The sequence below is a fragment of the Zobellia barbeyronii genome (assembly GCF_018603515.1).
Taxonomy (GTDB): Bacteria; Bacteroidota; Bacteroidia; order Flavobacteriales; family Flavobacteriaceae; genus Zobellia; species Zobellia barbeyronii.
On record NZ_JACATN010000007.1, the window covers coordinates 1 to 21,760 of the forward strand.

18 protein-coding genes are annotated in these 21,760 nt (G+C 36.9%); 10 read left to right on the plus strand and 8 right to left on the minus strand.

The features are described 5' to 3' along the window. Positions 1-479 precede the first annotated feature (479 nt). The 4 genes from thrS to rplT all read left to right on the plus strand — a co-directional run bounded on the left by thrS (position 480) and on the right by rplT (position 3,743). Positions 480-2,420: a threonine--tRNA ligase gene (gene thrS / locus HW347_RS18825; protein WP_214613292.1), complete on the plus strand. Its 1,941-nt coding sequence runs from the start codon at positions 480-482 to the stop codon at positions 2,418-2,420. A gap of 38 nt (positions 2,421-2,458) precedes the next feature. Continuing rightward, positions 2,459-3,007, plus strand: a complete 549-nt coding sequence (infC, locus tag HW347_RS18830; protein WP_317195331.1) for a translation initiation factor IF-3 — start codon at positions 2,459-2,461, stop codon at positions 3,005-3,007. A gap of 105 nt (positions 3,008-3,112) precedes the next feature. After that, positions 3,113-3,310 carry a 50S ribosomal protein L35 gene (gene rpmI / locus HW347_RS18835; RefSeq protein WP_138115992.1) on the plus strand — a complete coding sequence of 66 codons (198 nt, stop codon included), beginning with the start codon at positions 3,113-3,115 and terminating at the stop codon, positions 3,308-3,310. An 88-nt stretch (positions 3,311-3,398) separates the two neighbouring features. Further along, complete coding sequence (rplT, locus tag HW347_RS18840; protein ID WP_194532084.1) at positions 3,399-3,743, plus strand: 50S ribosomal protein L20; 345 nt, start codon at positions 3,399-3,401, stop codon at positions 3,741-3,743. Between the two features lie 55 nt (positions 3,744-3,798). Here rplT and HW347_RS18845 read toward each other — a convergent pair whose 3' ends face one another. Next, positions 3,799-4,221, minus strand: coding sequence for a secondary thiamine-phosphate synthase enzyme YjbQ (locus tag HW347_RS18845; protein ID WP_214613293.1), 423 nt, complete (start codon positions 4,219-4,221; stop codon positions 3,799-3,801). Between the two features lie 92 nt (positions 4,222-4,313). On the opposite strand from HW347_RS18845, the gene HW347_RS18850 reads away from it, so the two are divergent. Continuing rightward, on the plus strand, positions 4,314-5,126 hold the full coding sequence (locus HW347_RS18850; protein ID WP_214613294.1) for an HAD family hydrolase: 813 nt from the start codon (positions 4,314-4,316) through the stop codon (positions 5,124-5,126). A gap of 5 nt (positions 5,127-5,131) precedes the next feature. On the opposite strand, the gene HW347_RS18855 is transcribed toward HW347_RS18850, so the two are convergent. Next, positions 5,132-6,118, minus strand: coding sequence for a helix-turn-helix transcriptional regulator (locus tag HW347_RS18855; RefSeq protein WP_214613295.1), 987 nt, complete (start codon positions 6,116-6,118; stop codon positions 5,132-5,134). 119 nt (positions 6,119-6,237) lie between these two features. Between HW347_RS18855 and HW347_RS18860 the strand changes: the two genes are divergently transcribed. The 5 genes from HW347_RS18860 (at position 6,238) to HW347_RS18880 (ending at position 14,333) form a co-directional block, all read left to right on the plus strand. Continuing rightward, entirely contained in the window at positions 6,238-8,655 is a 2,418-nt protein-coding gene (locus tag HW347_RS18860; protein WP_214613296.1) for a TonB-dependent receptor, read from the plus strand. Positions 8,656-8,675: 20 nt separating this feature from the next. Further along, on the plus strand, positions 8,676-10,034 hold the full coding sequence (locus tag HW347_RS18865; RefSeq protein WP_214613297.1) for a hypothetical protein: 1,359 nt from the start codon (positions 8,676-8,678) through the stop codon (positions 10,032-10,034). An 88-nt stretch (positions 10,035-10,122) separates the two neighbouring features. Beyond that, the gene (locus HW347_RS18870) at positions 10,123-11,628 is read left to right on the plus strand and encodes an ankyrin repeat domain-containing protein (RefSeq protein ID WP_214613298.1); all 1,506 of its coding nucleotides are present in this window, start codon (positions 10,123-10,125) and stop codon (positions 11,626-11,628) included. Between the two features lie 6 nt (positions 11,629-11,634). Further along, positions 11,635-12,132 (plus strand): DUF2271 domain-containing protein, encoded by a 498-nt coding sequence (locus tag HW347_RS18875; RefSeq protein WP_214613299.1) that lies wholly within the window; start codon positions 11,635-11,637, stop codon positions 12,130-12,132. A 5-nt stretch (positions 12,133-12,137) separates the two neighbouring features. Further along, positions 12,138-14,333, plus strand: coding sequence for a PepSY domain-containing protein (locus HW347_RS18880; RefSeq protein ID WP_214613300.1), 2,196 nt, complete (start codon positions 12,138-12,140; stop codon positions 14,331-14,333). Positions 14,334-14,379: 46 nt separating this feature from the next. On the opposite strand, the gene HW347_RS18885 is transcribed toward HW347_RS18880, so the two are convergent. From HW347_RS18885 to tgt, 6 genes are all read right to left on the minus strand, one after another. After that, positions 14,380-15,642, minus strand: coding sequence for an asparagine synthetase B (locus HW347_RS18885; protein ID WP_214613410.1), 1,263 nt, complete (start codon positions 15,640-15,642; stop codon positions 14,380-14,382). A gap of 112 nt (positions 15,643-15,754) precedes the next feature. Then, a complete protein-coding gene (gene dnaB / locus HW347_RS18890) occupies positions 15,755-17,302 on the minus strand; it encodes a replicative DNA helicase (RefSeq protein ID WP_214613301.1) in 1,548 nt (515 codons plus the stop codon). Positions 17,303-17,457: 155 nt separating this feature from the next. Then, on the minus strand, positions 17,458-18,411 hold the full coding sequence (locus tag HW347_RS18895; protein WP_155594259.1) for an acetyl-CoA carboxylase carboxyltransferase subunit alpha: 954 nt from the start codon (positions 18,409-18,411) through the stop codon (positions 17,458-17,460). Between the two features lie 45 nt (positions 18,412-18,456). Further along, on the minus strand, positions 18,457-19,350 hold the full coding sequence (locus tag HW347_RS18900) for a DMT family transporter (RefSeq protein WP_214613302.1): 894 nt from the start codon (positions 19,348-19,350) through the stop codon (positions 18,457-18,459). A 25-nt stretch (positions 19,351-19,375) separates the two neighbouring features. Then, a complete protein-coding gene (locus HW347_RS18905; protein ID WP_214613303.1) occupies positions 19,376-20,458 on the minus strand; it encodes an LptF/LptG family permease in 1,083 nt (360 codons plus the stop codon). Beyond that, positions 20,458-21,588, minus strand: coding sequence for a tRNA guanosine(34) transglycosylase Tgt (gene tgt, locus HW347_RS18910; protein WP_214613304.1), 1,131 nt, complete (start codon positions 21,586-21,588; stop codon positions 20,458-20,460). The genes HW347_RS18905 and tgt overlap by 1 nt, the downstream gene beginning before the upstream one ends. Between the last annotated feature and the right edge of the window lie 172 nt (positions 21,589-21,760).

A 21,760-nucleotide genomic window follows, 5' to 3' on the forward strand; every position in this document is an offset into this window, starting at 1 on the left:
CAAAATCTTTTTTCTCGGTGACAAAAACAATATCTTACAAGGAACGTTTACTCTTTATTAACCCACACTTAACAAACATCTTCATACCTGTTTAGCGGGGTGCAAATGTAAGACCCTTTTTTAATTCTCAAAGGGTTTTTTAAAGAAAAAATAAAATTTTTTTTAAACCTCTTGTTTTCAGTAAATTACATACCTCATAAAAAGAGCGGCCTTAAAAATAAAACTTTTTCTTCACTCCCGCAAGCTTCAAACCCCTGTTTCACTCTTAATGTTTTATTAATTTTTAGTTTACACATAATTCACCTAACCTAATTAGACCTCACACAACTCCTATATATGTAGAGGAGCATTATGATCATCGATATACCTAATATCTACACCTTACTATATAGTAGGAGACAACTTAGAAACTTAAGTCTTATATATTGTATGGCTTGTGCCGGTATACTATCTTTGCATCCTTATTACAAAAAATGGGCATGATGAAAATTACATTACCAGACGGAAGTATTAGGGAGTATGCAAAAGGAAGCACTCCTATGGACATTGCCAAAAGTATTAGTGAAGGTTTTGCACGAAACGTAATTTCTGCAAAATTTAACGATACGGTAGTAGAAACCGTCACCCCTCTTAACGAAGACGGATCATTAGTTCTTTATACTTGGAAAGACAAGGGAGGTAAAAAAGCATTTTGGCATTCTTCTTCACATATAGTTGCACAAGCACTTGAGGAATTATACCCTGGTATAAAACTAACCATTGGACCTGCTATTGACAACGGATTTTACTATGATGTTGATTTTGGCGAGCACACCCTTTCTGAAAAAGACTTTCCTTTAATAGAAAAAAAGGCATTGGAAATTGCTCGTGGTAAGCATGACTTTAAAATGCGCCCTATATCCAAAGCCGAGGCCTTATCTTTATATAAGAGTCAAGGAAACGAATTTAAGGTAGAACTTATAGAGAATCTTGAAGACGGTACTATTACCTTTTGCGACCATGATACTTTTACCGATTTATGCCGTGGTGGCCACATACCTAACACAGGTATTGTAAAGGCTATAAAAATATTAAACGTTGCAGGTGCTTATTGGCGAGGTGATGAAAAGAAACCTCAGTTAACAAGGATTTATGGTATTTCTTTTCCAAAACAGAAAGAACTTACCGAATATCTTGCTTTAGTAGAAGAAGCAAAAAAACGTGACCATAGAAAACTTGGGAAGGAACTTGAACTCTTTGCTTTCTCCCAAAAAGTTGGTCAAGGTTTGCCATTATGGCTACCTAAAGGTGCTGCCCTAAGAGAACGCCTAGAGGATTTCCTTAAGAAAGCTCAAAAGAAAGCGGGTTACGAAATGGTGATTACACCACATATTGGTCAAAAAGAGCTTTATGTTACTTCTGGTCATTATGAAAAGTATGGTGCTGATAGCTTTCAGCCTATTCACACTCCAAAGGAAGATGAAGAGTTCTTACTAAAACCTATGAACTGCCCTCATCACTGTGAAATATATAACGTACGCCCATTTAGCTATAGAGAATTACCAAAACGATATGCAGAATTTGGTACAGTATATAGGTATGAACAGAGTGGTGAACTTCATGGCCTTACAAGGGTTAGAGGTTTTACACAAGATGATGCCCATATTTTCTGTACTCCTGACCAGTTAGATCAAGAGTTTAAGAATGTAATAGACCTTTCTCTATATGTATTAGGTTCATTAGGTTTTGACAACTTCACCGCTCAAGTATCCGTAAGGGATTTAGATACGCCCGAAAAATATATTGGATCTGTAGAAAATTGGGAGAAAGCAGAAAATGCAATCATTAATGCAGCCAAAGAAAAAGGCCTTGATTATGTGATTGAAAAAGGCGAAGCAGCTTTTTATGGTCCAAAATTAGACTTTATGGTGAAGGATGCCCTTGGTAGACAATGGCAGTTAGGAACCATCCAAGTAGATTATAATCTACCAGAACGTTTTGATCTTACGTACAAAGGCAGTGATAATGAGTTACACAGACCGGTAATGATACACCGTGCTCCCTTTGGTAGCATGGAACGCTTCATTGCCCTGTTACTAGAACATACAGGAGGAAATTTCCCGTTATGGCTCATCCCAGAACAAGCTATTGTATTGCCTGTGAGCGAGAAACATGAAAAATATGCGGAAAAAGTTTTAAAATCCTTAGAAAATGACGAAATTCGCGCCCTTGTTGATGCTCGTAATGAGACAGTCGGCAAGAAAATACGTGAAGCTGAAATGAATAAAATTCCTTTTATGCTAATCGTCGGGGAAAATGAAGAAGCATCGAATACTATTTCTGTTCGCAGACATGGTGGTGAAGATTTAGGCTCTATTTCTCTTGAACAGTTTTCTGACTTGGTAACTACAGAAATTAACAGTACCTTAAAGTCGTTTTAAAAAAAATTAAGTTTAACTAAAAAGAATTAGTCATAGCAATACGTAAAAGATTTAGGCCCCAACCTAGGAGGGAAAACAAAAACCCTCATAAAATCAACGAGAAAATACTATCACCTGAAGTAAGGTTGGTGGGTGACAACGTTGAAGTAGGTGTATACCCTATAAGGGTAGCTCTAGATAAATCGGAAGAAATGGCTTTGGATTTGGTTGAAATATCACCAGATGCGAAACCACCGGTATGTAAAATTATAGATTACAAGAAGTTTCTTTACGAACAAAAGAAGCGTGAGAAAGTCATGAAGTCCAAGGCTACCAAGGTGATCGTAAAAGAGATCCGTTTTGGGCCTAACACGGATGACCATGATTACGACTTCAAAAAGAAGCATGCAGAAAAGTTCTTGCAAGATGGTGCCAAGTTAAAGGCATACGTATTCTTTAAAGGACGTTCTATAGTATATAAAGATAAAGGTGAAATTCTACTATTAAAACTTGCCCAAGATTTAGAAGACTGGGGAAAAGTAGAGCAGTTACCAAGATTAGAGGGTAAACGTATGACTATGTTTATTTCCCCTAAAGCGAAAAAATAAAAGTAACATAGTTTTATACTATGTTAACAAAAGAGATACTGACTTCTGTCCGCCATTTGCGGACAGTTTCAGCATAAATAAGTGAGATTCATATAAATAGGAAAAATGCCTAAACAGAAAACAAAATCGAGTGCCAAGAAGCGTTTTAAGCTTACCGGTACTGGTAAAATTAAAAGAAAGCACGCTTTTAAAAGTCATATTTTGACTAAAAAGTCTAAAAAGCGTAAGCTTAGGTTAACACATGACGGCTTGGTTCACCAAGCAGATGTTAACAGTATTAAAGAACAATTACGTTTAAAGTAAAAGTTCTTTCGGTAAAAAAGTATTAACCCTGGAGTTAGGCTCACAAGTGCGCTAATAAAAGCGCCGCCTACTACAAAAATTTAAAATTATGCCAAGATCAGTAAATGCAGTTGCTTCTAGAGCCAGAAGAAAAAAGGTGATAAAGCAAGCCAAAGGTTACTTTGGAAGACGTAAAAACGTTTGGACAGTAGCCAAAAATGCGGTAGAAAAAGCAATGTTATATGCTTACCGTGATAGAAGAAACAAAAAGAGAACTTTTCGTGCTCTATGGATTACTCGTATTAATGCGGGTGCCCGGTTACACGGATTATCTTACTCTCAGTTTATGGGGAAATTAAAAGCTAGCGGAATTGAATTGAACAGAAAAGTTCTTGCAGATTTAGCAATGAATCATCCTGATGCTTTTAAAGCAATCGTAGACCAGGTTAAATAAATTAAGAATATATCTCACTTATAAAAAACCCGTTACACTTGTGTAACGGGTTTTTTTATTCCCCAAAAGCAGTAATCACAAGGTTTCTTCCTGAAGCATGGTTTCTATGCTCACATAAATAAATCCCTTGCCAAATACCAAGATTTAACTTTCCTCCCGTTATTGGTATTTGTACAGACGCTCCCATCAGAGATGCCTTAATATGCGCAGGCATATCATCAGGCCCTTCATAGGTATGAATATAGTAGGGCGCATTTTCAGGCACCATTTTATTCATATGACTCTCAAAATCTGTTCTTACCGTTGGGTCTGCATTCTCATTTATTGTTAAGCTAGCAGATGTGTGCTTTATAAATACCTGACACATGCCAGTTCTAATAACACTAAGTTCAGGAAAAGAGCTTAGAAGCTCTTCGGTCACGAGATGAAAGCCACGTCTACGAGCTTTAAGTTGTATTTCCTTCTGAAAAAATTTCATAAATTTTATATATCAAATAAATGTAAAACTTTCTAAATACGAACCCTAATTAAATTACGAACAGATACCTTTGCTTCTTCTAAAAAATACACATGGATCTATCAAAGGTAAAAATGGTTGTCACAGATATGGACGGCACGTTATTGAACTCTAATCACGAAGTAAGCAGTCGTTTTTTTGAGCTCTTTGAGGAAATGAAACAGAAGGGTATTATTTTCGTTGCCGCTAGCGGTAGACAGTACCATAGTATTGTAGATAAATTAGAGCCTATTAAAAATGACATTATTGTAATAGCTGAGAATGGTGGTTTTGCCATGAGGCAGGATACAGAACTGCTGGCTACCCCTTTACCAAATGAATCTAAAAATGCGGTTCTTAACGTATTAGATACTATTGAAAATATCCATCCCGTGCTTTGCGGTAAACATAGTGCTTACATAAAAAACGATTCTAAAGAGTTTGAAGCAAAGCTGAGGGAATATTATACCGATTATAAGGTTGTTGATGATCTTAAAGATTTTGATGGTGAAATACTAAAAATTGCCATTTATCACTTTGAAAGCTCCGAAAAATACATTTATCCTTCTGTAGCTCACCTAGAAGATAGCCTGAAAGTAAAAGTCTCTGGAGAGAACTGGGTAGACATCTCTAGTCCTAATGCACATAAAGGCTATGCGCTTCAAAAGGTTCAGGAACTGTATAATGTGACTCCTGAAGAAACTATGGTTTTTGGGGATTACAACAACGACCTTGAAATGCTTGCCCTTGCTCATTTCAGTTACGCTATGGAGAATGCACATCCTAATGTAAAAAAGACCGCAAACTACCTTACCGACAATAACGACAGTTTTGGTGTTGAGAACGTTTTACAATCAATGCTTACAGCAATTGACCTTAAAAAATAAATGATTTAAAGCGGTGTACCAAGCAATGAACTTGGTAAATACCCCATAGTCTTTTTGAATGCTACGGTAAAATGCTGTGGATTAGAATATCCAACCTCGTAAGATGCTTGAGCAATTGTTAGATTTTCTTGTAGAACAAGCATTCTTGCTTTTTCCATACGTAACTGTGTAATATATTTAAATATAGTAGTTTGATGTGCTTTCTTGAAGCTACTTTTTAATTTGGTTGTATTAAAGCCTGCAATTTCAGACAGCTCTTTAATTGTCAACTTTTTCTTTAGGTTTAATTTTATGTATGACACTACCCTTTCAATTGCCTCATAGTCCAAACTAGGCAACTGAGGCTCTCCTATTTTACCCATACAATTTTCTCTTCCTAAAAATGCTTCTATTAATAAACAACGTGTTTGAGATTCAATATAACTGACTCTAGCATTTCCCCGGTAAGGACAATTCAAAATTTCAAGAAGTAATATTCTTAGTTTCCCCGGTATTGGCTGACCATTATCCCATAGACATTGTGGATGCTTTCCCGAAGAATCTAAAAAATGTCTAAACCCAAAATCATGTTCACTTCCCAATAAGTCTTCAATAAAATCCCTAGTAAAAAATACTTCTACAGAAACACACTCCGTCCCCTTAAGATTTACCGTGCCTAAAATGTTTGGCCATTGCACAAGGTTATAATAACCGGACTTGATGCCTACCGTAGCTTGTCCTTCTGCACTAGTAAATTTACAATCACCTTCTAATAAAAAGTGAATACCATAACATAAATGAGCATTTTCATATTCTCCAGCAGCCAAGTTATCCAAGGTCAAATTTCTTAATTGAACAGTAGCTCCCCCCATTTTAAGCTCTTGTTGTCTTCCTTGATCTTTCTCTTCTAGTTCATGTATTTCAGCTATAGATACGTTCTTACGCACCAATGTTCTGGAGGTAATACTATTACCAACCCTATGTTTCTTATATGGAAAAAGGCCAATTCTCATTAATTCTTAATTCGTAACTAAAACTTCTCTTTGCGTTATCCTTACCTGAAATCCTAGATTAGTTTTGCAAAGGTATTTATTTAGACTAAATCTTAATAAAGATAAGTGCTTTTTATTCAATGAAAAATTTACTCACCTCTTTCCTGCTTATAGTTTGCATATCTGCTCAAGGCCAAGAAGCTTATGGTACAATATCCGGAGCCATAAATGATGATGCTGAAAACCCTTTACCATTTGCAAATGTGGTAATAGCAAGTCTGAATCGTGGTGTTCTCACAGATGACAATGGAAAATACTTCATTGATAAAATACCTACAGGAAAACATAAGCTAATGGTGTCATTTATAGGCTATGGTACGCGTACTAAGGATATTGAGATTAATGATTCGGACACCAACCTTAAGGTAGATTTCCTCTTAAAAGAAACAATTGAGAATTTAGACGAAGTAACAGTACAAGGTAAAACCAAAGAAACTCAGATAGAAACCAAAGGCTTTGCCGTAAATGCTATAAAGACAGAGGAGGCCAGTCTGAGAAATATTCAAACAAACGAATTATTAAACACTACTGTTGGAGTTAAAATACGTCAAAATGGAGGTTTAGGCTCTGACGTTACTTATAGTTTAAACGGACTATCAGGAAACTCAGTCCGTATTTTCATAGACGGAATTCCTATTTCTACCTATGGTAATTCATTTAACTTAAACAGCATCCCTCCTTCAATGATCAAGAATATTGAAGTTTACAAGGGGGTTGTTCCAGGGCATCTGGCAGACGATGCTTTAGGTGGAGCCATCAACATAGTGTTACATAATGATGCGAAAACCAATTTCAACGCTTCGGTTTCTTATGGATCGTTCAATACTTTACAAACTAGCGTAAATGGGCTTTATCGCTTTAAAAAATCAGGATTTACAGTTAAAGCTTCCCTTTTTCACAACTACTCTGACAATGACTACAAGGTATCGGGCAGAAGTGTAGTAGTTACAGGTTTGGGAGGGGTACAAACACCAATTACTGCTAGAAGATTTAATGATGCCTATAGGTCTACAGGTGGAATGGCTCAAATAGGTTATACCGATGTAAAATGGGCAGACCAATTTTTCATTGGCCTTACCGGTTCAGATGATTATAAAGAGGTACAGCATGGTGCTTTTATGACCATTACTCCTTACAAAGGTAGATTCTTAGAGTCCGATGCTCTGTTAGGGAGTTTAAATTATCACAAGAAAGACCTCTTCACAAAGGGACTTGATGTAAGTGTTCATGGTTTGTACGGTAAAAGAAACCGTGATGTTAATGATACTGTTTCATGGGCCTATAGTTGGACCGGGGAACGCGCAGTTGATTTTAGAGGAAATGAATATCAATATACTTGGGGTTCACAACAAGAAGGTGGCCCTACCCTAGCCAAAATTAAAAGAAATGTAGCATCAATCAGAACCGGAATTTCTTATGCTATTAATCACAATCATAAGGTGTCTGCTAATCATGTGTATAGTGGTATTGACCGAGAAGACAGTGATGCCTTAAGATCGGTATTGGAAAACACGTTTCTGGGAACAAGAGATTTGCATAAAAACATATATTCATTTACCTATGAATTAACAGCTTTTGAAGAAAAGCTAAAAGCCAGTTTATTTGGCAAGCATTATCAACAAAAAACAATTAGCATTGACCCTGCCATAGAAACAGATGTTGACGGAAACAATACGGTCGTAGATGAAATTGTAAGCAGCAATAAGAATTATGACGGTTATGGGTTTGCTGCTTCATATGCAATCATCCCTAATATCACAGTTCTAACTTCCGCTGAAAAAGCTATCCGACTACCAAATGAGACTGAGGTGTTTGGTAATGACGGGGATAACGTAGTAGCCAATTCTAGCATTAATCCTGAAAGTAGCAATAACTACAACTTAGGCTTTAGGTTTGGAAATTTCAAAATCAAAAAGCACAATTTCACTATATCAACCAATGTCTTCACTCGGAATATTAAAGATAGAATTGGTCTGCCTATTGAAACATCTCTAAATGTAGATGATGAACTCATTGTATATGTAAACCAAGGTAGTGGTACATCTAAAGGAATAGACGCTCAATTAAATTACTCTTATAACAACAACTTTGGGCTGAATTTTAATGTTTCTCGTTTCGACTTAAAAATCGTTAATCAAGGAATAGAGATAGACGTCCCCAATACCCCATTCTTTACTATGAACGGTGGCCTACGCTACTCTTTTAAGAATGTTGTTCAAAAGGAATCGCAATTACATCTTTTCTATAATGTCTATTTCACTGATGAATTTTCATTTTTAACAGCACAAGGAACTAACACCGTTGGGAATGAGTTTTTTGAAGTACCCCAGCAATTAGCACAAGATTTTGGACTTAGCTACACTTTCCCAAACAACAGATTTGTGATGAGCTTTGACATCAAAAATATTTTTGATGAACCCGTTTACGATAATCTTTCTGTACAAAAACCAGGAAGAGCTTTTTACTTAAAACTGAATTACGCAATACATAAATTTTAAACTTTTAAATACTACCGAAAATGAAACGAACTTTTCTAAACTTAAAAACCTTTGCTACCATCATTTTAACAGCTGGTCTAATGACCGCTTGTAGCAGTGACGATACAGTTCCTACACCAGAACCAGACACTGAAGAACCGGATATAGCAGAACCAGAGGAACCAAGATGGATTACTGTTGCTGGAGCTAAAATGGGAGATAACCCTGGTGATGGTAATGGAGGAACTTTAATTTATTCTGTAACCAGTGATGATGCCAAAGACCCTTCTGTATCTATAGAGCCTTTTGAAAATGGATTTATAGCTCCTTCTAACAGAACGGCAAGATTACAATCTTCTGAAGATGGAAGTACTATTTTTAATATTAGCTACGCAGGAGATACTGGCGGAAATTATACCAAATATACCGTAGAAGGTGGGCAAACTTTCACCCCAACAGGATCAGAAGTGAGTATTGCTCCTTATGTAGGTACAGCTCCACGATGGATAAAACTATTTGATGGTGACCAAACGGGTGCTGCAGTATACGTATCAACAGAAAATGAGTTTGATGAAAACGACAAATACACTCGTACAGAAGCTACTATTGGCGTAGTAACTTTAGACCTAGTGAACTCTTCTATAAAAGAATTCCAAGAGCATAGTATTCCGTTAAGCGCTGAAGAGGAAGCTAATGGCTATTACATTTCAAGAATTGATATGCCTACACTAAATGCGGCTGGCGATAAATTATATATAGGTGCACGTTTAAGTAAAGTAAACCCTGATACTGCTGAAAGCGATAGTGATTATGAAATTTTAGGCTCCAAAACCATTGTTTTAGATTACCCTTCTCTACTGAACCCATCAGTAATTTCTTCTACCGTAGGGCATGGAAATACGAATGGATACCGAAGCATTAATGCTTTCCTTTATGAAGGAAGCGTTTATCAAGCTAACCAAAGTGATCCTGAAGGTTCTCATATTTTAAGAATTGGAGCTGATAATACATATGATGATTCTTACGAATTTAATTTAGATGATGCTTTAGGTGTAGAAGGTGCTTATATCCTTGCTTGGAGACCTGCAGCAAATGGCAAAGCGGTTATAGCTTACCGTCATGATGCGTCTGCCGAAGGTGTAGCAGGAGCGCAAGGATTTTTCGCTTTAGCTGACTTGAACGCCAAAACAGCACAAAAAATTGATGCTATTCCTTATGACCCAGATTTCTATTTATTCCAATACCAAGGTTTTGTAGTTGATGGAACAGAAATTTACCTTACCCAAGGCGCCGTAGGTCAAAACGGAAATATTTACGTGGTAGATACCGAAACAGGAGAAGTTACCAAAGGTGCGGAATTAGTAAACGTAGCGGGAAGTCACTTTATCGGTGCTTGGTAAACCTATAAAATATTAGCTTATACATGCCATTATCGGGCTTATGGTCCGGTAATGGTTTTAGCAATTAAGAATCTCAATTTATAAGAACATGAAAAAAAATATCATTAGAACTTTTATTTTAGTTCTCAGCTCTGTACTTGTTTCTTTAAGTGCGATCGCCCAGCGAAATGCACCAAAAGATCCAAATCCTTTTTTAAATAAGGACTACTGGGAAAAACAACCAAGTATTAGTAGCATTCAAGCTACAATGAAAGATGGTCATTCGGTTACCGAAGCCAATAGAGGTGGGTTTGACGCCACTACTTTTGCCATTTTTAGCAAAAATCCTATCAGCACCATTCAGTTTTTAATGGAGCAGGGCAACGATATAAATAAACGTACACACGATTCACGTACCTATGTTTTTTGGGCCGCATCTAGTGGTGACTTGGATCTTGTAAAATATTTGATAGACAAAGGTGCCAAATTAGACCTTGTTGATTCCCATGGATACGGACCTATATCTTTTACCGCTGCAACGGGTCAGCAAGATTTTGCCATCTATGATGCATTTATTACCGGTGGTTCCGATTTAAAAAAGGAGAAAGACCACCATGGTAAAAATGCCTTATTAGTGTCTATTGGAAGAGCTAAAGACTTGAAAATTGTAGATTATTTTATTGAGAAAGGTTTACCTCTTAATAGTGTAGATGACCACGGAAATGGGGCATTTCACTACGCTGCACAAGGTGGAAATATTGCTATTCTTAAGGAATTGGTAGAACGCGGTGTTTCAACTTCAAAGAATGAATCTACTGGAGAAAATGCTATTTTCTTTGCAAGTAAAGGCAGAGATGCCTCAGCTGAACTTTTCAAGTATTTGGAAGGACTAGGGGTCAATGCTAATATAACTACTAAGAAGGGAGAAAATCCTTTACATAATATAGCTAGCTCGTCTAAAGATGTTTCAATTTTTGAATATTTTAAAGCAAAAGGCGTTGATCCAAATGCAGTAGATGAAGAAGGCAATACGTCTCTTTTAAATGCAGCAGGAAGAAACGAACTTAAAGCTGTAAAATACTTTGCCGAAAAATCAAATGATATTGACCATGCTGATAGTAAAGGGCAAACTGCATTGGCAATAGCGCTTCAAAACAATGGTGCAGATGTAGTGACTTACCTTATATCCAAAGGAGCTGATGTAAATGCAAAAGATAACAAAGGCAACAATTTAGCTTCTTACCTTTTTGGTAGCCGAGGTAAACCACGTGATTTTGATGCCAAGGTTGTCGCATTACAGAATGCAGGTTTTGATTTTAAACAATTACAAGCTGATAACAGCAGTGTTTGGCATTTAGCGGTATCCAAAAACAATTTAGACTTGCTGAAAAAAGTAAGTGCGTTTGGTGCCGACATCAACGGTAAAGACAAAGATGGAAATACTCCATTGCACTATGCAGCTATGAAGACTGAAAACGCAGAAATATTAAAGTACTTAATAACTAATGGAGCAGACCTTAAGTCTACCACCGAGTTTGGTGAAACTGCACACGATTTGGCCAGTGAGAATGAGCTATTGGCCCAAAACAAGGTTAATCTTGAATTTTTAAACTAGTATTCTATGAAAAATATAATAGTAAAGACCGTTGTAGCGCTGTGTTTAGCTTCTGCCATTTTCGTGTTATCTTCTTTTATAAAAGAACCAGAAGTAAGTTATAAATGTATGATTCAAATGACCAATTACACTGGCGAAAAAGCTTATGTAGTGGTTTCATTAATCAATCCTGAAGGGAAATATGAAAAGACGCTTTACGTACAGGGGGATGATAAAGAATGGTTTCCTGATTTAAAGGAATGGTGGAAATTTAGTGATGGCTCAAGTGAAAATGTTGATGCTATTTCTGGAGCCACCATTGGTAACGGTGAACGAAATATAATTTCTTTAGGTTTCAACACTACTAATATTGATGCTGGTTATAAAGTTCGTTTTGAATCTGCGGTAGAGAATCAGGAATACTATGTTGTAGATGCTGAAATTGAACTGAATTCGGCTACTCTAAAAGAGAAAGTAGACGGTAAAGGTTACATCCGTTATATAAGAATGGTACCTAACAGATAGTTTTTATGATTGTATCGGTATGGAGGTATAGCCATTTACTATTTGCCATTGCCTCTTCTGTTTTTCTTTTGATTGCATCGATTACTGGTGTTATTCTTGCTATAGAACCAATTTTAAATAAAATTGAACCCTACAGTGTTTCCGGCGCCGATGAACTTTCTTTGGCAGAGACTCTAGAGAATATCAATACGAAATATGAAGAAGTATTAGCTATAAAACGAGACCGAAACGGTTTTGTAAGTGCTACGGTTATTATAGATGGAAAGAACGAAGAATTCTACATTGATCCATTTACAGGTGATAAATTGGAGAACCTTATTCAAAAAAAGCCCATTTTTCAATTTGCCACCAACCTCCACCGATCTCTCTTTCTAAAATCTACGGGGCGTTTTCTAATAGGATTCGCCTCTTTTTTACTAATTCTCATTAGCATTTCGGGTATTGTACTCATCGCGAAAAGACAAGGCGGATACAAACAGTTCTTTGCACCCGTTGTCCGTGAGAATTTTTCCCAATACAATCATGTTGTATATGCAAGGTTTTCACTCCTTCCTCTTTTAGTATTAGCAATCACAGGCGTATATCTTTCCTTGCTTCGTTTTGATATTATTCCAGATTCTCAAGTATCATTACAAGTCGATTTTGATTCCATTCAGGAGGAACCTTTTAAAGAATACACGGAATTTGACCTATTTAAAAATACACCGCTATCCCAATTACGTGAATTGGAATACCCGTTTTCTGAATTTGTAGAAGACTATTATATCATCCGGTTAAAGGACAGGGAACTATACCTGAACCAAGTTACTGGAGATATCCTTGCCGAAGAAAAACACCCCACAATACAAGTCATTTCTTCTTGGGCCACTGTATTGCACACCGGAGAAGGAAGTATTTTATGGTCAATCGTACTCGGTTTGGGAAGTTTAGCAATTCCCTTTCTAACCGTTACGGGCTTTATTGTATATTTTAAAAGACCTAAAACCAAGATTAAAAATGAGCATTCAAAAAATGAAAGTGAGTTTGTAATTTTAGTAGGTACGGAAGGTGGTACAACACTTCAATTTGCTCAAGAGTTACACAAACAACTTTTACTATCGGGTAAAAAAAGTCATCTGGCACTGATGAACGAATATTCTCATTTCAAAAAAATGGAACATTTATTGGTCATTACGGCTACGTACGGACAAGGAGAAGCTCCGGCATCCGCAGAGAAGTTCATACAATTGGTCAAAAAAAATCAGCAGAAACAAACATTTGATTTTAGCGTAGTAGGTTTTGGCTCTACGGCCTACCCAAACTTCTGTCAGTTTGCTTACGAAACTCATGAGGTCTTAAAAGCCTCAAATAATACTATTGTTATAGAAGAGGTCTTTACGGTTAACGACCAATCTTTTGAGTCCTTCAACAATTGGTGTTCGGTCTGGTCCGAAAAAATGGGAATACCTATGCATCTGGAAAAGCCTAAACTGGTTACCAGTTCAAAACCTGCATCAACTTTCAAAGTTATTCATAAATCGGAACTACCTGAAGACGACACCTTCCTTTTGAGCCTTAAAAACCTGAATGGGTCAAAACCCGTTTCAGGCGATTTACTATCGGTCGTACCAGCCAAAGGGGAGCGTGAACGCTTATATTCCATAGGAAAAGTGAATACGGATACACTTTTAATCAGTATCCGAAGACACGAAAAAGGATTATGTTCCAACTATTTACATCAACTGGAACACAACGAAAAACTTACTGCCACGATAGTAAACAACCGAAATTTCCACTTTCCAAAGCACTCTAAAAAAACGGTGTTTATAGCTACGGGAACAGGTATTGGTCCTTTTTTGGGAATGATGCAGGAGAATATAAAAAGAAAAGAAATTCATTTGTATTGGGGTGCACGAACGAAAGATGCTTTCAACCTCTATAAAGATTACATTGAAACGGCACTACAAGCAGGTAAATTGACCAATTTTAAAACCGCCTATTCTCGCCAACAATCTGAAAAAATATACGTACAGCACTTGATTCAACGTGACAAAGAACTGTTTTTAGAAGTTTTAAAAAAGAAGGGTTGCATTATGATTTGCGGATCCATTGCTATGCAAAAAGAAGTTTTACAAGAACTGCAGCAACTCAGCAACAAATACCTTGGTAAAGATTTAAGCTACTATCAAAACCGAAAACAGATAAAGATGGATTGCTATTAAATCAATGGGCTTTGATGGTATGAATATTCGCAAATTTAAACTCTGTTTACGTCTTCTGCTTCTTCTTTCTAGCTGCAGGAAACAACACATTATTCAAGATTAAACGGTATCCAGGAGAATTGGGGTGTAATTCCAATTCCGTTTTTGGATCCCCTACTCTATGCTGGTAATCCTCAGGATCATGCCCACCGTAAAATGTAAAAAAGCCTTTGCCTTTAACTCCGTGAATATAACGCGCTTCACCATTCAGTTTATTTTCTCCTAAAACCATAACCGTTGGCTTTACTTCATCTCTATTAAAAGCAGTTGTTTGCCCCATAAACCCCTTTACCAATGCGGTATGATTTTGACAAAGCATGGTAGGTACGGCATCCCATTTAGCAGAAAAATCCATTAACGAAAAGTAGTCGGACTCTTTGGGCACGTTACCCCTCTTACTGGTCATATCAATTGAAGAGAATTCATATTTAAGCGGGTTTCTTTCCAGGGTGAAATCAGTGAATGCAAAAGTCTTGCTATAGTTTAACTTACTCTGGTAGTTTGCATCAGAAGGGTCATTATCAAACATTGGTTCGCAAATATCAACCCCCTCAGCTGAAAGTGCTATATCAAAACTATCTGTAGCAGAACACATAGCAAACATAAAACCTCCGCCAATAACATACTTTCTTATTTTCTGAGCTACTGCACCTTTCTCTTCCGATACTTTTGAAAACCCATGCTCACTAGCCAATGCTTCAGCAGATTTTTTTTGTTCAATGTACCACGGTGCTGCTCTATAAGCTCCATAAAATTTACCATATTGGCCCGTGAAATCTTCGTGATGCAAATGCAACCAATCATAAAGCGCTAGCTTATCACCTAAAACTTCTTCATCATAAATGGTTACATAAGGAATCTCCGCATAGGTCAAAACCATAGTTACAGCATCATCCCAAGGTTGGTTTCCTTTTGGAGAATAGACGGCAATCTTAGGTGCTTTTTCGAGAATTACTGCATCTTGATTTTTAGAAGGACTACTAATGTCTGCTAAAATACTTTGAGTTTGACTATCGGATAAAATTTCAAAAGAAACGCCCCGTATCTGACATTCTTTACGAATAACATCTCCATCAGGAAGTAAAAAGGAACCGCCTCTATAATTTAGAAGCCACTGTACTTTTTGTTGTTTGCTTAATACCCAATAGGTGATTCCGTAAGCTTTTAGATGATCCTTCTGCCCATCAACATCCATAGGGATTAAAATGGAAGATGCGCAAACCTGCAAAACACCTATAAAGATGAAAAGAGTTGATAAAAGCGATTTCATCATATGTATAGCTCTTTGATTTTCTCTAAAGATACTTGAAAAAGTGCGCTTTTTATGACGGCCACAGTTAAAGCTATTAGAAAACTATCTGAATTTTTAATACACCCTTCTATTAAAACGGCACATCATTATCTTCATCTGCATTCAAATCATTCATAGAGCTACCAAAAGCTTGGTTAGCATCCGGTAGATTTTTTGTTATAAAAGGATTATCCTCGTTCTCGTTCATTTTAGACTGAAACTCAAATGGAGAATCAAAATCATCTAAATTATCAAACTTACCAAGGTTACCGATAAATTTAAGACGAATACTTTCTAGACCACCGTTACGGTGTTTAGCAACGATAAATTCTGCCTGACCTTGTGTTGGGCTTCTTTCTTCATCATCCCATTCATCAATCTTATAATATTCAGGGCGGAAAATAAATGATACAATATCCGCATCCTGCTCAATTGCACCAGATTCACGTAAATCCGAAAGTAAAGGTCTTTTACTTCCTCCACGCGTTTCAACTGCACGAGATAACTGAGATAATGCAATTACCGGTATATTCAATTCTTTTGCCAGTGCCTTAAGGTTTCGTGAAATAGTAGATATTTCCTGTTCACGGTTACCTCCTTTACCGGTACCACCAGCGGTCATTAACTGTAAGTAGTCAATGATAATAATTTTAATATTATGTTGCGAAGCTAAACGTCTAGCCTTTGCACGTAAATCAAAAATAGATAACGATGGTGTATCATCAATAAACAAAGGTGCCTTTTCTAACGCTTTTACTTTTACGTTTAATTGCTCCCACTCGTGTTTTTCTAATTTACCAGTTCTCAGCTTTTCAGATGATAGACCGGTTTCAGAAGAAATTAGACGGGTTATTAACTGTACGGAAGACATCTCACAAGAGAAGAACGCTACACCTTGACCACCATCTACCGCAATATTCCTTGCCATAGATAAGGTTAAGGCTGTTTTACCCATACCAGGACGTGCCGCTACAATAATTAAATCACTAGGCTGCCAACCAGAGGTTAACTTATCTAGTTTATCAAAGCCGGTAGCAATACCGCTCATCCCCTCTTTGTTGGAAATTTCTTCAATCTTTTTCTTAGCCTGAATTACAAGATCCATGGCTGTTTCCGCAGAACGCTTTAAGTTACCTTGTGTAACATCGTAAAGTTTAGACTCTGCACTATCTAAAAGGTCAAAAACGTCTGTAGATTCATCATAAGCCTCTTCAATAATCTCATTTGAGATTTTAATTAAGCTTCTTTGAATGTACTTCTGAAGTATAATACGTGCGTGAAACTCAATGTGCGCCGAAGAAGCTACTTTTTGAGTCAATTTAATAAGGTAAAAATCACCTCCAATAGTATCTAACCGTCCGTCTCTCTTTAATTGAGAAGAAACCGTTAATAAATCCACCGGTTCTGAACTTTCGAACAGTTTAAAAATAGCCTCGTAGATGTGACGGTGGGCATCCTTATAGAAAACATCCGGGTGTAGGATATCTATCACTTCATCCACACCTTTCTTATCTATCATCATTGCACCAAGAACAACCTCCTCTAAATCAACAGATTGCGGTGGTATTTTACCACGCTCTAAATTGATCAGGGTAGATTTATCTATTTTTCGGGCAACGACCGGATTAATTTTTTCCATTTCACGAAATTATGCAATTAACTAAAAAATAAAGCGAAGTATAGTTAACAGGTAATGAACATTACCCTGTTAATAAGTTACGATTTTATGTTGATAACAAAAAAAATCTGAGGAAAGTCTTCCTCAGATTTTGGTCAGCTTGTTAAAAGCGTCCGTTAACCGTTAAAAACACCCATTTGGGCGTATTTATCCATTCTTATTTTAACTAATTCCTTTGGGGATAACTTTTCTAAAGCTTCAAATTGAGTAGTAATTTTATTTTTTACCACCTCAAAGGTCTTTTCTCGATTTGCATGCGCTCCACCTGCTGGTTCACGCACGATTTCATCGATTAGTTTTAATTTTTTCATATCCGTAGCAGTCAGCTTTAATGCTTCTGCAGCTACTTCTTTATATTCCCAGCTTCTCCAAAGAATTGAAGAACAAGATTCTGGTGATATTACGGAATACCATGTATTCTCTAACATCAACACCTTATCACCTACACCTATACCTAAGGCTCCACCAGAAGCTCCTTCACCTATAATCACAACAATTATTGGCACTTTAAGGCGAGTCATTTCTAAAATATTACGAGCAATTGCCTCTCCTTGACCTCTTTCTTCTGCTTCAATACCAGCAGCACCACCAGGAGTGTCAATGAAACAAACTACAGGAATATTAAACTTCTCTGCAGATTTCATTAAGCGCAATGCTTTACGATAACCTTCAGGATTGGCCATACCAAAATTACGGTATTGCCTTGTTTTTGTATTATAGCCTTTTTGTTGCCCGATGAACATATAACTCTGATCACCAATTTTACCAAGACCACCAATCATGGCTTTGTCATCCTTCACATTTCTGTCTCCGTGAAGTTCTAGAAAAGTATCGCCACATATAGCGTTAATATAATCTAAAGTATATGGTCTATTAGGATGTCTAGATAACTGTACCCGTTGCCAAGCAGTAAGATTTTTGTAGATGTCTTTTCTGGTATCGGCTAATTTCTTTTCGATCTGTTTACAGGTCTCCGATACATCTACATCGCTTTCTTCTCCAATAATCATGCATTTATCCAGCTGGTCTTCAAGCTCTTTTATCGGGAGTTCAAAATCGAGATATTCCATTAGTGTAATAGGTTTAGTTTGATGGGCAAATATAGAACTTTAAGCTTATCTCTTGAAGGGTTTTTTAAACCTTCTCTTATTTTTCATTAATCCGTTGGCAAGAACCGTCATTAGGATGATGCCGCCGCCTACGTAAAATAAAGGATTCATTTTCTCTGAATCGCCTAGAATAAAATACGCCAGAATTATGCCGTACACAGGCTCTAGATTAATGGTGAGCATTACTGTATAAGGACTTATATACTTTAATATTTTTACCGATGCAATAAAAGCATAAGCCGTACAGATAGATGCTAATATAAATAGATAAAATATATCATCTGATGACAATTGAAAAAACTCTGCGTTAAAGCTCCCCTGAAAAGCTAGAAAAATTGTTAATAGCACTACTCCGCTCAATAACTCGTAGAACGAGATTACGGATGGTCTTTCTTTCTGAATGAGTTTACCATTTATTAATGAGAAAAGTGCCGAAAGAAAAGCTGAAATAAGGGCTAAAACAATACCATACAGGTACTGCGTATCCACTTTAAAAATTAAATAAAGCCCTAACATAACTATGATTCCAAACAGAATTTCGTACCAAATCATTTTTCTCTTGTACCAAAAGGGTTCTATAACCGCAGTAAAAAATGCCCCTGTAGACATAGTCGCTAAGGCAATGGACACGTTAGAAACTTTAATAGCCAAAAAAAAGGTGACCCAATGCAGCGCAATTACAATTCCCGCACCTATTAAGGCCAGTAGCATTTTACGTGTAACCTTTAGAGAATATCTTTTAGCGAACAGATAGAAGAATATGAGTACCGCAGCAATAAGCATACGATACCAGACCAGAGGCATTGCGTCTAAGGTTATTAATTTCCCTAGAACAGCCGTAAAGCCCCAAATGAAAACTATTAAATGTAAATGTAGGTAGTTTTTTAGCTGTGCCCCCATAAAAGCCTTTTTAGACGCCGTAGCGTTATCGTTTTGCTTTCTGTAATAAAACTACAGCAAGTATACCAAAAATCGTATTAGGAATAAGCACTGCCATGAGGGGTGAAAAACCGGATTGTTCCGCAAGTGTACCAAAAACCTTATCAAAGAAAACAAAGACAAAGGCCACTATAATTCCAAAAGCAAGGTTAATACCCATTCCTCCACGCCTTTTTACAGACGAAACGGCTACTGCTATTATAGTCAAAATAAAAGCTGTTATAGGTAATGCCCAACGTTTGTATTTTACCAACACATAGGCATTTATATTAGAGGCTCCTTTTAATCTTTGGTCCGTTATAAAGCGGTTGAGCTCAAAGATATTTTTAGTTTCCGCCGCATAAGACACCGGAGTAAGATCTCCTATTTGAAAAGAAAAAACCGTATCCAGACGACGCTTGGTTTCTACCATGGCCGTATCGTTAATTAGTTGTCGCTTTTTATAAGTAGTTAGACGGTACATACTATCCTTATCTACATATCTAATATTGGCTGCTGAAATTTTAAAATCAAGCTCATTTTTATCATTGAACCTTTCAAAAGTAAAATTGTACCCAATCTGTCTTGCAGGGTCAAAGCTACTCACATAGATAAAATCATTCGCATTTAATTGCGTAAAAATGTTGTTAGTAACCCGGTCTTGTTTCCCCTTTTTAAGATACTTGTACTTAAACTCATTAAAGCCTTTGCTGGCATTGGGAACAATAAACATACCCATGAAAAACATAAGAGTAGCAATGATAGATGCTCCAATAATATAAGGCCTTAAAAACCGGGAATAAGAAACGCCTGAACTTAAAATAGCAACAATCTCTGTGTTACTAGCCAGTTTAGAAGTAAAGAAAATAACGGATAGAAAGAGAAAAATAGGAAACAGCAGACTACCTATGTAAATAGTAAAGTTTCCAAAATAGATAAGAATTTCATCTAATGGGGCCTCATTGGCCTGCATTTTCCCTATCTGTTCGGCCAAATGCGCCATGATACCTATGGGGATAAATAGCAATATCATCACTGAAAAAGTGATCAGATATCTCTTTAATATGTATTTATCCAGTATCGTTAACACTACAATCGTTTATCCATTTGCTTCACCATACGGTCTTTCCACTCTGTGAAATCTCCCGCTAAAATATGCTTTCGAGCTTCACGAGTCAACCAAAGATAAAATCCTAGGTTATGAATCGTAGCAATCTGCTTACCCAAATATTCTTTAGCAATAAACAAATGACGCAAGTACGCCTTTGAATATTCAAGGTCTACAAACGTAATACCCATTTCATCCACAGGAGAAAAATCATCTTCCCACTTTTTATTTTTTATGTTGATGGTACCATGAGCGGTAAATAACATTCCATTTCTGGCGTTTCGCGTAGGCATCACACAATCAAACATATCAATTCCCAAGGCTATGTTCTCTAGAATGTTAATTGGAGTACCTACTCCCATTAAGTATCTTGGCTTGTCTTCCGGTAAAATTTCGCAAACCACTTCAGTCATTGCGTACATTTCATCTGCAGGTTCACCTACTGATAGACCACCAATGGCGTTACCTTCAGCTCCTACTCCTGCAATATATTCTGCCGAACGTTTTCTTAAATCTGTATAGGTAGAACCTTGTACTATAGGAAAAAACGTTTGTGAATAGTCGTATTCAAAAGGAGTCTTTTCCAAATGCGTAATACAACGTTCTAACCATCTATGGGTCATATGCATTGACCGCTCCGCATAACGATAATCGCAAGGGTAAGGTGTACATTCGTCAAAAGCCATAATGATATCAGCACCAATAACACGCTGAATTTCCATTACATTTTCAGGCGTAAAAAGATGCATAGAACCGTCTATGTGCGATTTGAACTTTACGCCTTCTTCTTTTATTTTACGGTTTCCAGAAAGAGAGTATACTTGGTACCCTCCACTATCCGTCAGGATATTTCTATCCCATCCCATAAATTTGTGAAGACCACCTGCCTTCTTTATAATTTCTGTTTTAGGCCTAAGAAAAAGGTGATAGGTATTCCCCAAAATAATATCGGGGTTTATATCCTCTTTTAATTCACGCTGATGCACACTTTTTACGGAACCAACTGTTCCTACAGGCATGAATATAGGTGTTTCTATTGCTCCATGATCGGTAACCATTGTTCCGGCACGGGCTTTACTTTTAGGATCTGTGTGGTGTAAGGTAAATTTCAAAATATAATTTATGGGCGCAAAGATAAACAACTGCCTAGCATAAAAGCCTTAACGAAAAAATAAAGTTTGCTGCTCGTTTTTGCATCAACCCGTCAAAATACTTTTTAGTGATGAGTACTTCTAACTTTACTATTATTTTGAATAAATAAACCGCTAATGCTCAAAACATTGC